Origin of the sequence: Vibrio sp. PBL-C16, from assembly GCF_034321865.1 — a bacterium.
Taxonomy (GTDB): domain Bacteria; phylum Pseudomonadota; class Gammaproteobacteria; order Enterobacterales; family Vibrionaceae; genus Vibrio; species Vibrio alginolyticus.
Genome location: NZ_JAXLNY010000001.1, coordinates 1,454,035 through 1,471,654, shown reverse-complemented (window position 1 = coordinate 1,471,654; position 17,620 = coordinate 1,454,035). Strand labels below are relative to the sequence as shown.

The window sequence follows — 17,620 nt, the reverse complement described above, 5'->3', positions numbered from 1 at the left end:
CACCTTGTTCGCCACTCTTCTGTCTCCTCTTTAAATCCGGCGAACAGTTTATCCAACGAAAAAGGGACCGCTCATGGACACACTCGCCATTGACCTAGCTAGATTCCAATTTGCCTTTACTGTCTCTTTCCACATTATTTTTCCAGCTTTTACGATTGGTTTGGCAAGTTATCTCGCTGTATTAGAGGGCTTGTACTTAAAAACGGGCAACAAACAGTACATGCAAATCTATAAGTACTGGCTCAAAATCTTTGCCATCAGTTTTGGTATGGGTGTGGTGAGTGGCATCGTGTTGAGCTATCAATTCGGTACTAACTGGAGCGTGTTTGCCGACAAAACAGGCCCAATCCTAGGCCCGCTAATGGGTTATGAAGTTTTTACTGCGTTTTTCCTCGAAGCTGGGTTTTTAGGCGTGATGCTTTTCGGTATGGATAAGGTGGGTAAGAAGCTTCACTTCGCCGCGACTTGTATTGTTGCATTCGGGACGTTTTTGTCTGCGTTTTGGATACTTTCGGTTAATAGTTGGATGCAAACACCAGCGGGCTATAGTATCAACGAAGCCGGACAGTTTATCCCAGAAGACTGGTGGGCGATTGTCTTCAACCCTTCCTTCCCTTACCGGCTCGTTCATATGTTGCTCGCCGCTTACCTTACTACTGCCTTTGTTGTAGCCGGCGTTGCCGCTTATCACTTGCTAAAAGCAAACCATAACCCTCTAGCCAGAATTATGTTCTCGATGGCAATGTGGATGGCTGCCATCGTTACACCAATTCAAATCGTTGCTGGAGACATGCATGGATTAAACACCCTTGAACATCAACCCGCCAAAGTCGCCGCGATGGAAGGGCACTATGAGTCTCACCAAGGCGCGCCATTGATCCTCTTCGGTAGCCCTAACGATGAAGAAAAACGCATGGAATACGCACTGGAAATCCCCAAACTCGGTAGTTTGATTTTAACTCATGACCTCAACGGTGAAGTGAAGGGATTAGATGCTTTTCCAGAGGAGGAACACCCTCCTGTCTCTATCGTTTTCTGGTCTTTCCGAGTAATGGTCGCGCTTGGTTTTGGCATGCTTGTTATTGGTTTGTGGAGCCTTTGGCTAAGAAAACGTCGCAAACTTTTTGATTCGAGGGCACTTCAACGTATTTGTGTGCTGTTTGCCCCAGCGGGGTTCATTGCAGTTTTAGCAGGCTGGATAACTACCGAAGTCGGTCGACAGCCTTACACCGTATACGGTCTTTTAACCACAGCCAATTCGGCATCGCCTATTGATGCCGCCGCGGTGAGCGTCTCCCTGACGGCGTTCATCGTGGTTTACTTTGTGGTTTTTGGAGCTGGCTTCTTCTATCTCCTACGTTTGATGCGCAAGTCTCCAACTCGATATGAAGAAGGTCTAGATAGCCGACTTCCTGATGGCACGAAAACCGATGCCATCACACATTCTAACCATCTAACCTAGGAGCTTACTCATGGATTACGCATTAATTTGGTACGCTTTGATTGGGCTCGCTGTTCTGATTTATGTCGTGTTAGATGGCTTTGATCTCGGTATTGGTATCCTATTTCTCAGCGCTAATGACGATGAAGAGCGCGACATGATGATGAACAGCATCGCTCCTGTTTGGGATGGGAATGAAACTTGGCTAGTTCTTGGCGGAGGTGGGCTTTTTGCCGTGTTCCCCCTCGCCTACGCGGTCATTATGCCAGCACTCTATGCTCCCCTGATTTTAATGCTGCTCGGGTTAATTCTGCGCGGGGTTTCTTTTGAGTATCGCTTCCGAACACAACGCGGAAAGTTTTTATGGGATAGCGCTTTTTTCATTGGTTCACTCACCGCGGCATTGATGCAAGGCATTATGCTCGGAACCCTGCTCCAAGGTATAGAGGTTAGTGAACGAGCATACGCAGGTGGATGGTTTGATTGGCTTTCGCCATTTAGCGTATTTTGTGGCCTGGCGCTTGTTTGTGCTTATATTCTGCTCGGTTCATGCTGGTTATTAATCAAGCTTCCAGAAGAGCTGATGGGGCGCTATTACGTGGTCGCGCGACGATGGGGACTAGCGATGGTAGCCTGTATATTCATCGCCAGTTTGTGGCTGCCATTGAGCCAAAATATCGTATTTGAACGTTGGTTCTCATTACCAAACTCGCTACTGTTTTTCATTTTACCAATTATTGCAGCGGCACTTATTTGGCAGCTATTCAAAGCCTTACTCGACCACAAAGCCGTCCGAGCCTACGTTCTTGCGATCGGCCTGTTTCTTGTGTCCGCGATGGGTTTCGGTGTCAGTACATTCCCTTACTTGGTCCCATTCGCACTCACTTATCAAGACGTCGCTGCGCCAGACAAAAGTTTGGCATTTTTACTTGCCGGTGCGGTGGTATTACTTCCTCTGATCATAGCCTACACGGCTTATTCGTACTGGGTTTTCCGCGGCAAGATGAAACGTGGAGAAGGATATCACTGATGAAACTAAAACCCATTTTGTGGTTCATTGGCATTTGGCTGGCAAGCGTGGTCGCCTTGTTTGTTATCAGTTCGTTGATACGAACTGCGATATTGTAGGCCCGGAGTCAACTGCACCACATCTGAAGCTATTGAGGTCTATACTCAAGCAAGAGTAAAACAACGGAGTGTTTTTATGACCTTAAAGCAGTTTCTGGTAACTTTGATTCTTTTGACGGTTCCACTGTTTTCACCAAATGCATTGGCCGTAGACAAGCAGATGTCATCCGCCATGAAAAGTAAAATGCGGTCTATTTGCTCCGCAACAAACGAGCAGGGTCATTGGCAACTTGCTGAGGCAACTCCTGACGCCAGACGCTCACTCAACATGGTGCTTTATCAAATGAATGCCGATGATAAATTGAGAGCAATTCATGAGGTGAGAACCAAAATGGTCGGCGGCACCCATTATGCGTTTGAGTTCGAGTTGCAAGATGGTCAAGTCTGGAATGCAATTGTATTGCACAGTGCTCGCGGCGATTACATGATCGAGAGACACGCCAAGAAAGGCGAACTCTGCCCTAAAGATGGCAACTCCTAATTCCCAGATTCAAATACAATAAAGGCGACAGTTACATCGCCTTTGTTTTATACCGTTTTCGCCTCTATCTTTTCATTCACTTTATCGCAAATGTACTCCCCAATCGGCATTGCAGATGTCGCTGCTGGAGAGGGGGCGTTGCAAACGTGCAGGCTTCTTGCGCTCTCGGCAAACAGGAAGTCATGAACCAAAGAGCCATCGGATAACACTGCTTGTGCACGAATACCCGCAGGATATGGTTTGAGGTCTTCGACCTTGATGCTTGGGCAGTACTTATTGACCAGTTTGAGATAGCCCGGCTTCCACCACGAGTTCTTGAACTCATCCAATCCGGTTTTTAGATGCTTTTGTGTTACCTTCCAGAAACCGGAGAATCTCAGCATTTGCATGGTATCTTGCAAGCTGAAGTTGACCTTATCGTACCCTTCTCGCTTCCAGCCTTGCACCGCATTTGGACCAACAGTCACACTGCCATCAATCATACGAGTCAGGTGGACGCCCAAGAATGGCAAATCAGGGTCGGGAATTGGGTAAATAAGATGATTCACCACTTGGTCGTGTTTGCTATCTAAGCGGTAGTATTCACCACGATAAGGGATGATCTGAAAGTCAGTTGGAATACCCATCATCTTAGTCATTCGATCCGCCATCAAGCCGCTGCAAGTAACCAAGAACTTAGTATTAAGCTGCATCGTTTGACCGTCTGAAATGCAGGTCAGTTGGACTTCCTCGTCCTTCTCTTCGGCAGCCACCACTTTGGTTCTCAAGCTGATTTGACCGCCGAGCTTTTTGAATTCTTCCGCCATCTGCTCAGTGACCAAACGATAATCGACAATACTGGTGGTTTTGACATAAATCGCGCCCAAGCCTGTGATGTTTGGTTCAGCCAGTTTGAGTTGAACTTCATCGAGTAGCTTTACGTCGATGCCGTTGACATGGCAGCGCTCATAGAGGGCATTCATGCGTTCGACTTCTTGCTCATTAGTGGCAACCAACAACTTGCCACAGTTCTCCACCGGAATATCGTGCTCAGCACAGAACGAAATGGTTCGCTCTACCCCACGCTTACAAAAGTCGGCTTTTAAGCTGCCCGGAGCATAGTACACCCCAGCATGAATCACACCGCTATTGTGTCCGGTTTGGTGCTTGGCAAAACCGGACTCTTTCTCAACCAATAAAATGGATTTGTCTGGGTGACGTTGTTGCAGTTGCCATGCTGTCGATACGCCGACGATACCGCCACCGACAATAATGTAGTCATAGACTGATTTCATACGACCTCTTATAAAACCGATAGTTGAGATTGTTGCAATTTGAACTTGCGACCACTGTAAATGAACACCGCGACAAATACCGCGCAGCTTGCCACACGAACCAACATTGGGATGTCGTGCCAAACCAGCAATGTACCCACCACTACCAACAAGAGACGAGTCAGAATGTTTAGAGGACCTTCCAAGTAGCCTTCAATCGCACCAATCAATGCATAGGTTCCGATGATGGCGAAGAAGCCCACGGTAATTACCGACGTTACATCCCAACTTACTAAGCCTGTGTAAGCAATCAGCAGCGGTACAAGATACAAACCTTTAGCGATTTTCCATGCCATCAAACCGGTACGCATTGGCGGTGTTTTGGCGATGGTTGCCGCAGCAAAGGCGGTCAAACACACTGGAGGCGTTACGTTGCTGTCTTGCGATAACCAGAAGATGATGAGGTGAGCAGCCAGCAATGCCAAGCCTACCGCTTCCATACCCAAACTTTGCTCTAGTAGGGTTTCCATAAAGTCTGCAGGTACTAACGCCACCATTTCTTTCGCGGTTTCCAACGCCATTGGAGCATTAAGCAGTTCCAGCTTTTCTGGCGCCGCCAACATAAAGATGGCTTTTGCTTGTTCAGGCAATTGACCCGATACCATCAATTCAAGTAATTGGTTTTCTGCAATCAACTTGTAAAGCGCAGGGGCAGACAATGTGCCCAATACAATATACGCCGCTGTTACAGGTAAACCCATACCCAAAACAAGAGAAGCGAGCGCAATCAGAACGATCATGATGAACAAGTCGCCATTCGCCCAACCGTCGATCATCAGTGAGAACGTGTTGCCGATGCCTGTTGTACTGATCACGTTGATCACCAAACCAATACCCACCAGCAATACGGCTGTTGTCGCCATGTTCTTCGCACCTTGCGATAGCGCTTCGATGATCGCTTTTGGTCCCATCTTGTGATCTTTCGAGAACCAAGAAGCCACGACCACAGAAATGATCGACAAGCCAGCAGCGTAAGTTGGCGTAAAGCCTTGAACCAACAAAGTAACCAATACCGCCAGCGGGATAAGGTTGTGCCAACCGCTGATCAACACTTTCAGTAAAGATTCATCGCTGGTCGTGATCTTTTGAACGCCGCTGCGTTTAGCTTCGATACGCACAAAGAACGCCACAGACAAGAAATAGATAAGAGCAGGAATGAAAGAAACGGCAATAATATCAACATAAGGAATTTGCGTGTAAGACGCCATGATGAAAGCACCCGCGCCCATCACTGGTGGCATCAACTGACCACCTGTCGACGCCGCAGCTTCAACGCCCGCTGCAAAGCGCGAAGGGAAACCTGCTTTTTGCATTAAAGGAATACTGATAACACCAGTTGAAACCGTATTTGCCACACTAGAGCCAGATACTGAGCCCATCAAACCGGAGCCAATCACAGCAATAAAACCGGGGCCGCCGATGATTTTGCCAGCCGCAGCACGTGCCACATTGATAATGTAATCACCAACACCAGAGCGAACAAGAAACGCACCAAACAGAATGAACATGAATACGAAAGTCCAACTGATGCGCGAGATAGAGCCAAACATGCCCTCAGAAGAATAGAAGCTGCGGTAGAGCAAGGTTTCCATGCTCAAACCCGGGAAGTGGAAAATACCTGTCGCCCATTTACCCCAAAGCACAACGTAACTGAGACACACCACAATCAGCACTGGAATAAACCAGCCCATGGTGCGTCTAATCAATTCAATAACAATCAAAATTGCCATAATGGCGAAGACCCAGTCGCTGGTCACGAACTTAACACCGCGTTCGTACAGCGCATCTTCGGCATAGGGAATGTAAAGCAAACACGCGACCGCGCCCATGGCAATTAACACATCGATACCGAGTGCAATCTTACTCTGCTTGAGAGAGATATGAGCCGGATACCAAAGCGCACAAATCACCGCAAAGCCAGCAAAGTGGGTCGCGGAAATCCATAACTCTGGTAACGTCGATAAGGTATTAAACCAAATGTGCAAAGCAGACAACACAACGCCAAACACTGTAATTGTGGTGGTTACCCACGGAAAATCAGTGCGCGTGGGCAGCTCAAACTTCTGCAATTCCTTTTCTATTGAGTCGCTCATCTCATACTCCAAGCTCTGGCGGCTTTTTCCATCTTAGAAATCGGTAGGGATAAAATGCCCCGAGCCAAAACTCGGGGCCAAGTAGGCGTTATTTCGCCATTAGGTCTGATGGGATTTCGATGCCCATTTCTTTGTAGTAACGCACCGCACCTGGGTGAAGAGGCACTGGCAAGCCTGCAATTGCTTTCTCAATTGCCATTGCTTTGGTTGCTTTATGAATACCTTGTAGGAAAGGCAGGTTCTCGTAGATCGCTTTGGTTAGCTGGTAAACGTCCTCTTCCGAGATATCTTCACGAACTGCCAAGAAGTTAGGCTGTGCAATGGTGGTGATCGGCTTATCTAGACCTGGATACGTGTTCGCAGGGATCTCGTACTTCGTCCATAGATTGTAGTTACCGTTCGCCTCTTTAATTTGTTCGTCAGTAAACGAAAGAATCGAAATGTCTTTACCCAGCGCAGCAAAAGCTTGAGTAACCGCACCAACAGGTACACCCGCAGGCGTGTTCATGCCGTCAATGGTGCCGTTTTGAAGTGCGCTCGCACTGCCACCGTAACCCATGTAAGCAAGATTGAATTTATCAGGATCTACCTTCAGACCTTTCATGATTTGGCGACCCGAGTTCTCAGTACCTGAGTTCTTCTTACCGATAGAGAACTTCTTGCCATCTAGGTTGTTCAGGTCAGTCACCGTGCCAGTTTTTGCTAGGTCAGAGCGAACAATAAAGTGCTCAACGTTTTGCCACAGCATAGAGACTGAACGCAGCTGCTCTTGGCGACCGCTTTTCTCATAAGGACCTTCGCCAGACCAAGCCCACGCACCGTAAAGACCTTGTAGAATCGCGAACTGTGCTTCGTTTTCGTTCAGCAGTTTGACGTTTTCACCAGAGCCCGCAGAGCTGATTGCAGAAAGGGAGAAGTGGTGCTTTGGTGCCAACTTCACTTTGCTTAACGTCGCCAACGCTACGCCCACAGGGTAGTAAGTACCACCTGTCGATGCCGTTGCAAGAATGTAGCTACGGTCCTCTGCCGCAGCGTTAGCAGCAATACCAAAAGAAGTCACAGCGACAGCCAAAGCTTTTACCAGCTTATTCATTTTCATTATTACTCTCCGTGTAGTCGTTTCACGATTAGGGATTTACATCATGTTAAATCTTTATTAACAACACATTCCCTAGAGCAATTGAAATGCCAACTTTTAACCCTTTGTATTTATTGAACTAAGTGCTGAAAGACATCAAAAATGAGCAAAATCATGCTGATTTGATAGTAAAGCAATGAGCAAGATCTTGCCTATTTAAGATGAGAAGGTTGCATGCCTAGATCGCAAAAGGTTAATAAAATGTGATCAAGACAAAATAAATGCACGATTCACTAATAAGCAATATTTTGCCGATGCAATTTTGGATTGAATTGCAACTAATGAGCGTCTTAACAATAAGAAGAAAAAGCGCATCATTCTAAACTGCTCAATTTATCAGCTGAGGTTTATAGCCTAAACGACTACAAATAGCACAAAAATACAGCAAAGAAAGCCATGTTACAAAAATGAAAAGTCATTTATTCTAATTTTTAATTTAAAAAGCAGCTCGATCCACCAGTTAAGAAATAAACATTGACCGTATCAACTTATTTTCTACTTCGGGGTTGTGCCAATGGCCCTATGTTCGTTAGTGTAACAACACGCCAAGGCAAACGTATTCCTTGGTATTTTTTCGTCTTTAAGGATCACCCATGTCAGCAACTGCGCAATTACAATTCGCTTTAAAACGCCCATCTGGCGTTGCTGCTGCGATCCTCCTGCTCTCTCTGGAACTGATTCAGAGCTGACAGGCTATATCTAAACTTTCTGTCAGCTTGAGAAGAAGCTGACGGGAACACCACATACTCCTCCCATTCCTTTCAGTTTCTTCCAAGCGAAACATAAGAGGAATAACAATGTTAAGCGCACGCAATATCGCCGCTTTGGGCTTCATGACTTTCGCCATGTACTTAGGCGCGGGTAACCTGATCTTCCCTCCATTTTTGGGTTACCAAGCAGGTGAAAACTTTCTGAGCGGGATGTCTGGCTTCCTCTTAACGGGCGTAGGCCTGCCTGCAATGGCACTGGTGATGGTGGCTATAGTAAACGGTTCAGACAAACTAACCGCCGCCCTACCTAAACCTTTGGCGACCAGTTTTTGGGTGATGGTATTTATTGTGATTGGTCCTGCGTTCGTGATCCCACGTGCGATTACCGTAGCTTACCAATTTAGCTTTGCACCAATGTTTGGTGATGCCGCTTTGGTGCCTTTCACTATTGCCTTCTGTGCTATCACCATTCTATTTGCCCTATATCCGGGTAAGTTGGTCGACAACCTAGGCAAGATCTTAACGCCTGCATTGATGGCGATCTTAATCATCATGTCTGTGACGGCTTTGGTTTCTCCTGCAGGCGAGCTAACTGCCGCAACGGGACCATACGTATCTGGCGCATTTGCTGAAGGCTTGACCCAAGGCTACATGACCATGGATGCGCTAGGTTCTATCGGTTTTGGTTGGATCATCTTCCGTGCGATTCGCAGCATGGGTGTAGATTGCCCGAAAGCGACCGCAAAATACACGCTAATTGCAGCTTTGATGTACGCGGTTGCCATGGCATTTGTTTACATCTCATTGGCTTACATTGGTTCGACAAGCTCATACTTGGGTTCTGAGTTCAGCAATGGTGGCGACATTTTAACGGCATTCACCTTCAGCCACTTCGGCGCATTTGGCTCACTATTACTAGGTGCCGTGATGGTATTGGCGTGTTTGACTACTGCTATCGGCGTAACCACCGCAGGCAGTGAGTTTTACGACAACACTTTCAGCAAAGTGAACTACAAAGGCTGCGTTATCACGACCATGGTATTGGCTGGTTTGATCGCCAACGTAGGTCTAGAGCAACTATTGGCTATCACATTACCAGCGGTTGTGGCGCTTCACCCAGTCGCGATTGCGTTGATGATCATGGCACCGGTGCGCGACAAGATGTCGCAAATCATGGTCGTCGCAACCGCGTTCACTGCTCTAATGTTTGGTTGTGTTGATGCGCTGCACATCCTAGGTTACATGCCAAGTTCCACTGATGAGTGGATGGGTAATTACATGCCTCTGTACAATGACTTTGCTAGCTGGATTGTGCCTAGCGTATTTATGATGATTGTTGGTCTGCTGTTTACGACGAAAACCAACCAAACCGAACAATTCGAGCTGGTGAATGAATAGCCGTTTAACATAAGACATCGCTCAATAAGTGCGTTACTATGTAGCTCGCTTATTGATATCAGGCAAAGGAGTTGCCTGAATGAAAGATTGATATGGGTCGCCTATGGATAATCAGTATCTAGACATCAGAACACTGAACTTTATCGTTATTCTGTTCTCTTGCATTTACTCTATTAGTCTGCTTTGTTATCAATACACTCAGGGTAGAGTCAAAGGCCTAAAAACCTTCTCGATATCACTACTGTTTATTGGTTTAGGCCCTTTTTTACTTGGCTTTAGAGGCTCTGCGCCAGACTGGCTGACCATCGTCATAGCCAACACTCTCATATTAGTCGGCTTCTTGCTTACGCTATATAGCGTAAGCATTTTTCGTCAATACCCTTTAAAATTGGCTCACTGTCTCACCTTGTTAACACCTGTTTTCAGTGGTTCATTTTACTATTTCACCTTCCATGATCCTTCTATCAAAAGCCGTATTATTTATCTGAGCATGTATATTTGTATCGTCACCTTCTTTAGTGGTGTCGCTATGCTTAAAGGTACCCAAAAGGACTTAAAGCTCCCTGTTAAAGCAATGGCTTACTCTTTCTTTGGATTTAGTTTTTTTATGGGATTTAGGGCGCTTTGGAGTACTTTTTCAGGTGAGTTACCAAGCTTTATGGTCGCAGGCCTTATCCATCAGCTGACTTTCTTATTTAGCATCTGCCTGATCGTTGCTTTGAGCTTTAGTATGCTGTGGTTAATTAACGGACGCTTGGTGCAATCCATTAATGATCTCTCTCATTTAGATGCACTCACAGGGCTATATAATCGTCGAGCCATGGAAGAAATCGTTCCAAACTTGGTTAGTAAAGCACATAAAAAAAGCCAAGCAATCAGCATTATTATGACTGATGTCGACAAGTTCAAAGCGATTAATGATCACTATGGTCACACGGTTGGCGACTCCGTCATGGCAACGATCTCCACTATTTTTAAAAAGCATCTTCCTGAGTCCGCCTGCATTGTGCGATTTGGTGGTGACGAGTTCATGATTGTTTTGCTCGAAAAAGCACAGCAAGCCAAAATTGTCGCAGAGCAAATTCGCCTTGCGGTCGAAACTGAAACCGCTTTGCAATCATTTAAAACTGAAGTGACCATGAGCTTTGGTATCAGTCAGTTATCTGAGGGGCAATCACTTCAAGAGGCGCTTGCTGAAGCAGACGAAGCGTTATATAGCTCTAAACATACTGGAAGGAACCTCGTTACCTTGTTTGGAGAAGGTAAAGACCTAAATTATAAGTTTGTCCCAGCTCCAGCCAAAAGCGCATAACGTGTTTGTTATGCCAGTAATTTCGAATTAGCTAGAAATCGCACTAAGTATAGTCGGAGCGATTCAAACCAAACTTCTGCATCTTTTGGTTAAGGGTTCGACGTGGTAAATCCAACTCCTGCATCACCTCATTGATGCGTCCATGATGCCTGACTAAAGAATCATGTAGCACCTTACGTTCAAAGTTATGTAGCTGAATCGCCAACGGCACGCCCGCATGCGTCTCTTCGGTTGTTGAGGATGGTCGACTGGAGAGAATTTCCATCACGGAGACGGTTTCATCCAATGCAAAACGCATCGCTACATTCCTAAGCTCACGTACGTTACCGGGCCAAGAGTAAGCAAGAATGGCCTTTCTATCGGCTTCACTCAGCAGACGACTCTCAGGATTACTTTTCAGAGCAAAGTGTTCGAACAAGATCAACGCATCTTCTTCTCGCTCACGTAGCGGTGGCAAATAGATCTGCGCCACATTAAGACGATAGTACAAATCCTGACGAAACTCGTCATGATCATTGAGATCTTCTTTCGCGGCGGCGATCACTCTCAAATCAACTGAGATCTGTTGGTTGCCCCCAACGCGCTCTACCGTATGTTCCTGTAATGAACGCAACACTTTCACCTGCATGGACAGCGGCATACTCTCGATTTCATCAAAGAATAAAGTGCCTTTATCCGCGTATTCCAACTTACCAATGCGCTTTTTACCCGCTCCGGTAAATGCCCCTGCTTCATGCCCAAACAGCTCACTTTCAAACAGGTTCTCAGGAATAGCGCCACAGTTGATTGGCACAAAATGATAGGATCTGCGTTGGCTTTCATTATGCAAACTGGTCGCCACCAGCTCTTTACCACAACCTGTTTCGCCGTAAATGATCACGTTAGTATCAATGCGTGCTAACTTGGCTACTTGTTCTCTAAGCTGTTGCATCACTCGGCTTCGCCCAATCAACACCTCTTCTAAGCCGCTAACGCTAGATAGGTACTCTTGGCGATCTTGAGTAGACGTTTGTGCGCGATAGCTCTCGACCGCTTCGGTTACTCGTTGGGATAAACGCTCAGGTTGGAAAGGTTTCTCAATAAAATCGAACGCACCGTTTTGTAACGCCCCTACTGCCATATCGACGTCACCATGTCCGGTGATCAAGATAACTGGCGTTGGGATGTGATTAGCAATCAGGCTTTCTAGTATCGACAAGCCGTCGGTGTCCGGCAGGCGAACATCACTGACAATCGCATCAAATTCTTGGCTAAGAATGGCCTCTTTACCCTCTTCTCCTAAACTGAATGCGGTCACGTCGAACCCCGCCAGTTGCAGCCACTGACTGGTAGCCTGACGAACAATGTCATCGTCTTCGATAAGTGCAATTTTAGGGGTGTCGTCAAAAGCCATGAGTTACTACCGTAGGTGGAATAGAAATCGCTCTTTGCTAACGGTAGCAAAAACCACTGAGGAGAAAAGGAGCTAGATCTCACTTCTTGCTTACAAGTCTTTAACATCCAACCAGTTAGGCGCACTCTTTAATAACTGTTGGTGAGAACGCACTAGCTGAATGGAGTCGGTATGCAGCGTAAAAGGAATGGCAAAACATGGCTTGTAGTCGCAATTGCGGCAGTGCTGATGTTGTCTTGCTATAGCGCCAGCAGAGAGGTTGCCCGTCAGTGGTTGAGTGTACAAACTCAAACCGAAGCTCAACAAAAACTACTCGACTATATTGGTGAAGTTCGCCGTGCACTCAAACGCTTCTACCACTTACCTTACCTCGTCACCAATAACCCAGAAACCATCGCGTTTGTGAAAGGAAACCGGACTTATTACGAGCCATTGCAAACCCAACTGACTCAGCTAGATAAAGCCGCCAATACGGAAGGTTGGCTAATCCTGTCTAACTCTGGCGAAGTATTGGTATCGAGTTTGATCGAAGAGCGCTTTAGCCTGTCTGACCGAAAAGCCATTGTGGAACAAATTCACAATCAAGGCGGCGGTGTTTCCTTGGTGAACAAAACCAAAGGTTCGAGCCCGTTGTATTATCTTGCAGCCCCTATCTACGACGGTCTGGATATCGCAGGCATTGTAGTGGTGCAAATCAACCTTAGCTTATTGACCGAACAGACTATTACTAGCCAAGACATCATTACGTTGCAAAATCGTCAGCAACGCTTTTTCCTATCGAGCAGCTCGCTCTATAACGCTGACTGGTTTAACGAACCGAGCAACACCGTTCAGTTAGAAACGCAGCGCTTATACGACAACACCAATATCAGTGTGTGGACGCTCAATCAGCAACGCTATTTTGCGCACACCGTAAAATTGGATGATTTGAATTGGTACGTAAGCTACCTCACCCCTTCTAAGCCGATTCAGCAAACCATCAACGTAATTGGTTGGAGCGTAGCAGCGCTACTCTTATTGGTTATATTACTCGTCATCATTGGTCTACAACGTCGCCAAAAGCACATCAATCAACAGCGAATTCAAGCCCTGTTGGAAGAGTCTCAACGCCGCTTGAAACAGATGATCAATAAGACCCACGTTGGTTTGCTATTGATTGATGAACAAGGGCAACTGTTCGATCTCAACCCAATGGCGAAGCGTTTGTTCTGTTTACCAGAAAGCGTCAATCGACATGCTTTTGCTTGGGAGTTATTCGACGCAGGCAATCCCAACTCCACCACACTCAAGTTGCTTAAGGATTTACCTAAACATAAAGAGCTCGCAGAGATCAGCACGGTCGAAACCATTGCCAGACGCAGTGACGGAAGCGTCTTCCCTGTCTTGTTCTCGCTAACCAGTTTCCCTTGGCATGGCGAGCAGTATTTCCTTGCAACGATCATCGACATCAGCAAGCGGAAAAAAGCCGAGCAATCACTGCAACAGGTCAACCAAGAACTGGCGCAGCGAGTAGAAGAGCGAACTCAAGCGCTAAAAGAAGCACAAAGCCAGTTAATTGAATCGAGCAAAATGGCCGCTTTGGGGCGCATGTCGAGCGCTATTACTCATGAGCTCAATCAGCCACTGACAGGCTTGCGTACCCTGCTCACCACGAACGAACTGCTGGCGGAACGCGGCGAAGCCGAGATGATGAAAGCCAACAATGTTTTGGTGCAAAAGCTGATTGATCGTATGGCAAGCATGACCAGTCAGCTAAAGACGTTCGCCTACAACAAACCAGAAAGCCTACAAGCAATTTCTCTTACCTCCGCACTCGAAGAAACCCTACGCGTTTATCAAACCCAATTAGACAAGGTGGATGTACGTGTTCGAGTTCCTCATGACTTACCTAACATCATGGGTGAAGAACAACGACTGCTTCAGGTGCTCGGTAATCTTGTCTCGAATGCGCTAGACGCAATGAACCGTACCACCCACCCGCAGCTCAGCTTGATCGTCAACCCAACCGGCAATCAGGTCGAACTGATCGTCAGTGATAATGGCTGCGGCGTGTCGGATGAGATGCTTGAGTCGATGTTCGAGCCCTTCCAAACCTCAAAGAAAATTGGTGAAGGATTGGGGCTAGGTTTAGCAATTACGGCCAACAATATGCGTGATATGCAAGGGAAAGTCAGCGCACAGCTCAACACTACTGAAGGAATGTCCTTTATCTTAGTATTTAAACTCGCCCCTCACCGAAGCTGACCTAACTTCTCCCATCTATCAATCCTTTTCTCTCAATAAGAGAGCAATATAAATCCTGTTCAACTTTATAAAGCGAGTTGCCTAACCTACGCTTAACTTGATGAATTGCCACATACCATTCATCAGAACAATTTTTGGTGGTTGACACCAGTTTTAGCTCCCACCGTCTAATTTAATGATAAGTAATTATTTAAAGTAAGAATGGATGCGTTATGAGAAAAATAACTTTAGCTGCAGCAGGAGCGCTTTTTATATTATCACCTCACGCTTTTTCTGCACCTTACGCTGCCGACGCTCGAAGTCATGGTATGGGAAATACAGGCGTCGTTTCTGCTGACTATTTGACCGCCCCCCTACATAACCCAGCCTTGGGTGCCCTCTATCGAGAAAATGATGATATCGGTCTGCTCATTCCGGCTGTCGGGGTCAATATCCACGACGAGGATGAAGCGTTGTCAGCCGTAGATGAGGCCCAAGACCTTTATGATAGTATTCAGGGCATTCCTACTCCAGCGAACGAGGCCGAGCTTACTCGCCTCCTCGATCAGTTGGATAAGAGCGTCCCAGTTGTCATTAACGGAGGGCTAAGCCTCGCAATTGCTATTCCGACGCGCTACATGTCTGTAAACCTGTTTAGCACTGGTTATGTGGAGATACTTGCTGCACCCGATATCTCAGATTCAACAAACACCGCAGATCGATACCTCAATTCTGCCGTTAACCTAGCTGCTTTCGGTAATGTGGAATATGGTATTGCTCTATCTCGTGCTTACACTATAGGCGAACAACAATTCGCATTTGGTATTACACCAAAATACCAACAACTTAAAACCTACACACAACGTACAACACTAGACGACTTTGACATCGAGGATTACGACAAAAGTGAAGTATCAAAGAATACTTTCAATATGGATCTTGGGGTCGCTTGGTATCACAACGCATTTAGAGCAGGCCTTTCATTAAAAGACGTCTTCGAGCAAGATATTGAAACAAAACTGGGCAACTATACCTACGAACTCACACCACAAGCGACAGTTGGCATCGGTTATGTCGGGAACTATGTAGCTCTGAGCTTAGACGCTGATCTCACCAGACAAAAGCGCTTTAAAGAGCTCGACGATGACACTCAGTTTATTCGTGTCGGTATCGAGGGGAATGCTTGGGGGTGGGCACAACTTCGCGCTGGTTATGAAATTGACCTAGAAAATAATCTCGATAACTCAGTGACAGGTGGCATTGGCATCAGTCCTTTTGATGTGATCAGTTTAGACCTCGCTGGCTCTTACGCTGGCGATAACCAGTTTGGTGCGGCGGCGAATTTAGCATTTACGTTTTGAATATGAATGCCAATCTAAATTCACTTAGGTTGGCATTGTTAACAACCATCCTATATATCAATGTTTATCATTACTGACGTTTGGTGATGAACTGATAAAAATACGATCTCGATACAAGTATCGAGGTGTCTCCTACACTATTCTCAAGCAATAAATCCACAAACATTTCCTAAATATAAAGAGTGAGAAACATGATTAAGTTTCCTGAACATTTTCTTTGGGGTGGTGCCATTGCTGCAAACCAAGTAGAAGGGGCGTACAACCTTGGGGGGAAAGGGTTATCGACATCAGACATGCTGCCAAACGGTATTTTGAGTCCGCATCAAACCCGTGAAGAGCGTACACCGGGTATCAAAGAAGTGGCGATCGACTTCTACAATCGCTATCCAGAAGACATCGCGCTGTTCAAAGAGATGGGCTTTAACTGTCTGCGCCTATCTTTAGCTTGGAGCCGCATCTTCCCGAACGGGGACGAGTTAGAACCGAACGAAGAAGGTTTGGCGTTCTACGATAAAATTTTTGACGAACTTGCCGAGCACAACATCCAACCTTTCGTGACCTTATCTCACTACGAAATGCCTTACGCACTGGTTGAAAACTATGGCGGTTGGGGCGATCGTCGCGTCATCGAATTCTTCGAACGTTATGCTCGCACAGTGCTGGAACGCTACAAAGACAAAGTGAAGCTGTGGTTAACGTTCAACGAAATCAACATGTCTCTACACGCACCATTTACTGGTGTTGGTTTGCAAGAAGACGCCAATGAACAAGATATTTACCAAGCGATTCACCACCAGCTAGTCGCAAACGCAAAAGCGGTAAAACTGTGTCAGCAAATCGTACCAAACGGCAAGATTGGTAACATGCTGCTTGGCGCAATCAACTACCCATACACCTGTAATCCTGATGACGTGCTGGCAGCAATGCATGAAAACAACAAGTGGTTGTTCTTCGGTGATGTGCAAACACGTGGTCAGTACCCTGGCTACATGAAGCGTTACTTCCGTGAAAACGGCATCGAAATTCAGATGGAAGCAGGCGACTTAGAAGAAATTGCATCGGCAAGTGTCGATTTCATCTCATTCAGCTACTACGCAAGTGGCTGTGCAAGTGCAGACCCGAAACAGAAGGAAGTAGGTAACATCGTCGATAGCGTACCAAACCCATATCTTGAGAAGAGCCAATGGGGTTGGTTGATCGATCCAAAAGGCCTTCGCCTTCTGCTGAACTTCCTTCACGATCGCTACCAAAAGCCACTGTTCGTCGTAGAAAACGGCTTAGGTGCACGTGATGAAATCGATGAAAACGGTGAGATTCAAGATGATTACCGCATCGCTTACTTGAACGACCATCTTGTACAAGCACATGAAGCAATTTTGGATGGCGTTGAGCTGATGGGCTTCACCAGTTGGGGACCAATCGATTTGGTCGCGAACTCAACCGCTGAGATGAGCAAACGTTACGGCTTTATCTATGTCGATCGTCATGATGATGGGCAAGGAACACTAGAACGTAAACGTAAGAAAAGCTTTTTCTGGTATCAAGACGTGATTCGTACTTCAGGCGGTTCATTGAAAAGCTAAGCCTGTTGTCTAGGTATAAAGTGCAACTAGGCATTCGCCTAAACCA

The 17,620-nt window shown here is 46.4% G+C and carries 12 protein-coding genes; 8 read left to right on the top strand and 4 right to left on the bottom strand.

The genetic code is table 11. The features are described from left to right. Nucleotides 1–73: 73 nt before the first annotated feature. The 3 genes from UQW94_RS06370 (at nt 74) to UQW94_RS06360 (ending at nt 3,050) form a co-directional block, all read left to right on the top strand. On the top strand, nt 74–1,462 hold the full coding sequence (locus UQW94_RS06370) for a cytochrome ubiquinol oxidase subunit I (protein WP_238855207.1): 1,389 nt from the start codon (nt 74–76) through the stop codon (nt 1,460–1,462). Between the two features lie 10 nt (nt 1,463–1,472). Next, nucleotides 1,473–2,471 carry a cytochrome d ubiquinol oxidase subunit II gene (gene cydB / locus UQW94_RS06365; protein ID WP_005374173.1) on the top strand — a complete coding sequence of 333 codons (999 nt, stop codon included), beginning with the start codon at nt 1,473–1,475 and terminating at the stop codon, nt 2,469–2,471. Between the two features lie 174 nt (nt 2,472–2,645). Further along, on the top strand, nt 2,646–3,050 hold the full coding sequence (locus UQW94_RS06360; protein ID WP_213870221.1) for a cystatin: 405 nt from the start codon (nt 2,646–2,648) through the stop codon (nt 3,048–3,050). 47 nt (nt 3,051–3,097) lie between these two features. On the opposite strand, the gene lhgO is transcribed toward UQW94_RS06360, so the two are convergent. From lhgO to UQW94_RS06345, 3 genes are all read right to left on the bottom strand, one after another. Continuing rightward, nucleotides 3,098–4,324, bottom strand: coding sequence for an L-2-hydroxyglutarate oxidase (lhgO, locus tag UQW94_RS06355; RefSeq protein ID WP_258614174.1), 1,227 nt, complete (start codon nt 4,322–4,324; stop codon nt 3,098–3,100). Between the two features lie 8 nt (nt 4,325–4,332). Beyond that, nucleotides 4,333–6,456 carry a TRAP transporter permease gene (locus UQW94_RS06350; protein ID WP_009705104.1) on the bottom strand — a complete coding sequence of 708 codons (2,124 nt, stop codon included), beginning with the start codon at nt 6,454–6,456 and terminating at the stop codon, nt 4,333–4,335. Between the two features lie 88 nt (nt 6,457–6,544). Continuing rightward, nucleotides 6,545–7,555, bottom strand: a complete 1,011-nt coding sequence (locus UQW94_RS06345; RefSeq protein ID WP_017635521.1) for a TAXI family TRAP transporter solute-binding subunit — start codon at nt 7,553–7,555, stop codon at nt 6,545–6,547. A gap of 836 nt (nt 7,556–8,391) precedes the next feature. Here UQW94_RS06345 and brnQ point away from each other — a divergent pair. Further along, a complete protein-coding gene (brnQ, locus tag UQW94_RS06340; RefSeq protein ID WP_104980348.1) occupies nt 8,392–9,702 on the top strand; it encodes a branched-chain amino acid transport system II carrier protein in 1,311 nt (436 codons plus the stop codon). A gap of 103 nt (nt 9,703–9,805) precedes the next feature. Continuing rightward, nucleotides 9,806–11,014 carry a GGDEF domain-containing protein gene (locus tag UQW94_RS06335; protein WP_005374203.1) on the top strand — a complete coding sequence of 403 codons (1,209 nt, stop codon included), beginning with the start codon at nt 9,806–9,808 and terminating at the stop codon, nt 11,012–11,014. Between the two features lie 43 nt (nt 11,015–11,057). Here the strand turns inward: UQW94_RS06335 and UQW94_RS06330 are convergent, their stop codons facing one another. Further along, the gene (locus UQW94_RS06330) at nt 11,058–12,407 is read right to left on the bottom strand and encodes a sigma-54 dependent transcriptional regulator (protein WP_322142106.1); all 1,350 of its coding nucleotides are present in this window, start codon (nt 12,405–12,407) and stop codon (nt 11,058–11,060) included. Between the two features lie 171 nt (nt 12,408–12,578). Between UQW94_RS06330 and UQW94_RS06325 the strand changes: the two genes are divergently transcribed. The 3 genes from UQW94_RS06325 (at nt 12,579) to UQW94_RS06315 (ending at nt 17,574) form a co-directional block, all read left to right on the top strand. Further along, the gene (locus UQW94_RS06325; protein ID WP_322142105.1) at nt 12,579–14,651 is read left to right on the top strand and encodes a sensor histidine kinase; all 2,073 of its coding nucleotides are present in this window, start codon (nt 12,579–12,581) and stop codon (nt 14,649–14,651) included. Between the two features lie 212 nt (nt 14,652–14,863). Continuing rightward, entirely contained in the window at nt 14,864–15,991 is a 1,128-nt protein-coding gene (locus UQW94_RS06320) for a conjugal transfer protein TraF (protein ID WP_322142104.1), read from the top strand. A gap of 191 nt (nt 15,992–16,182) precedes the next feature. After that, entirely contained in the window at nt 16,183–17,574 is a 1,392-nt protein-coding gene (locus tag UQW94_RS06315) for a 6-phospho-beta-glucosidase (RefSeq protein ID WP_322142103.1), read from the top strand. The last annotated feature ends 46 nt before the right edge of the window (nt 17,575–17,620 follow it).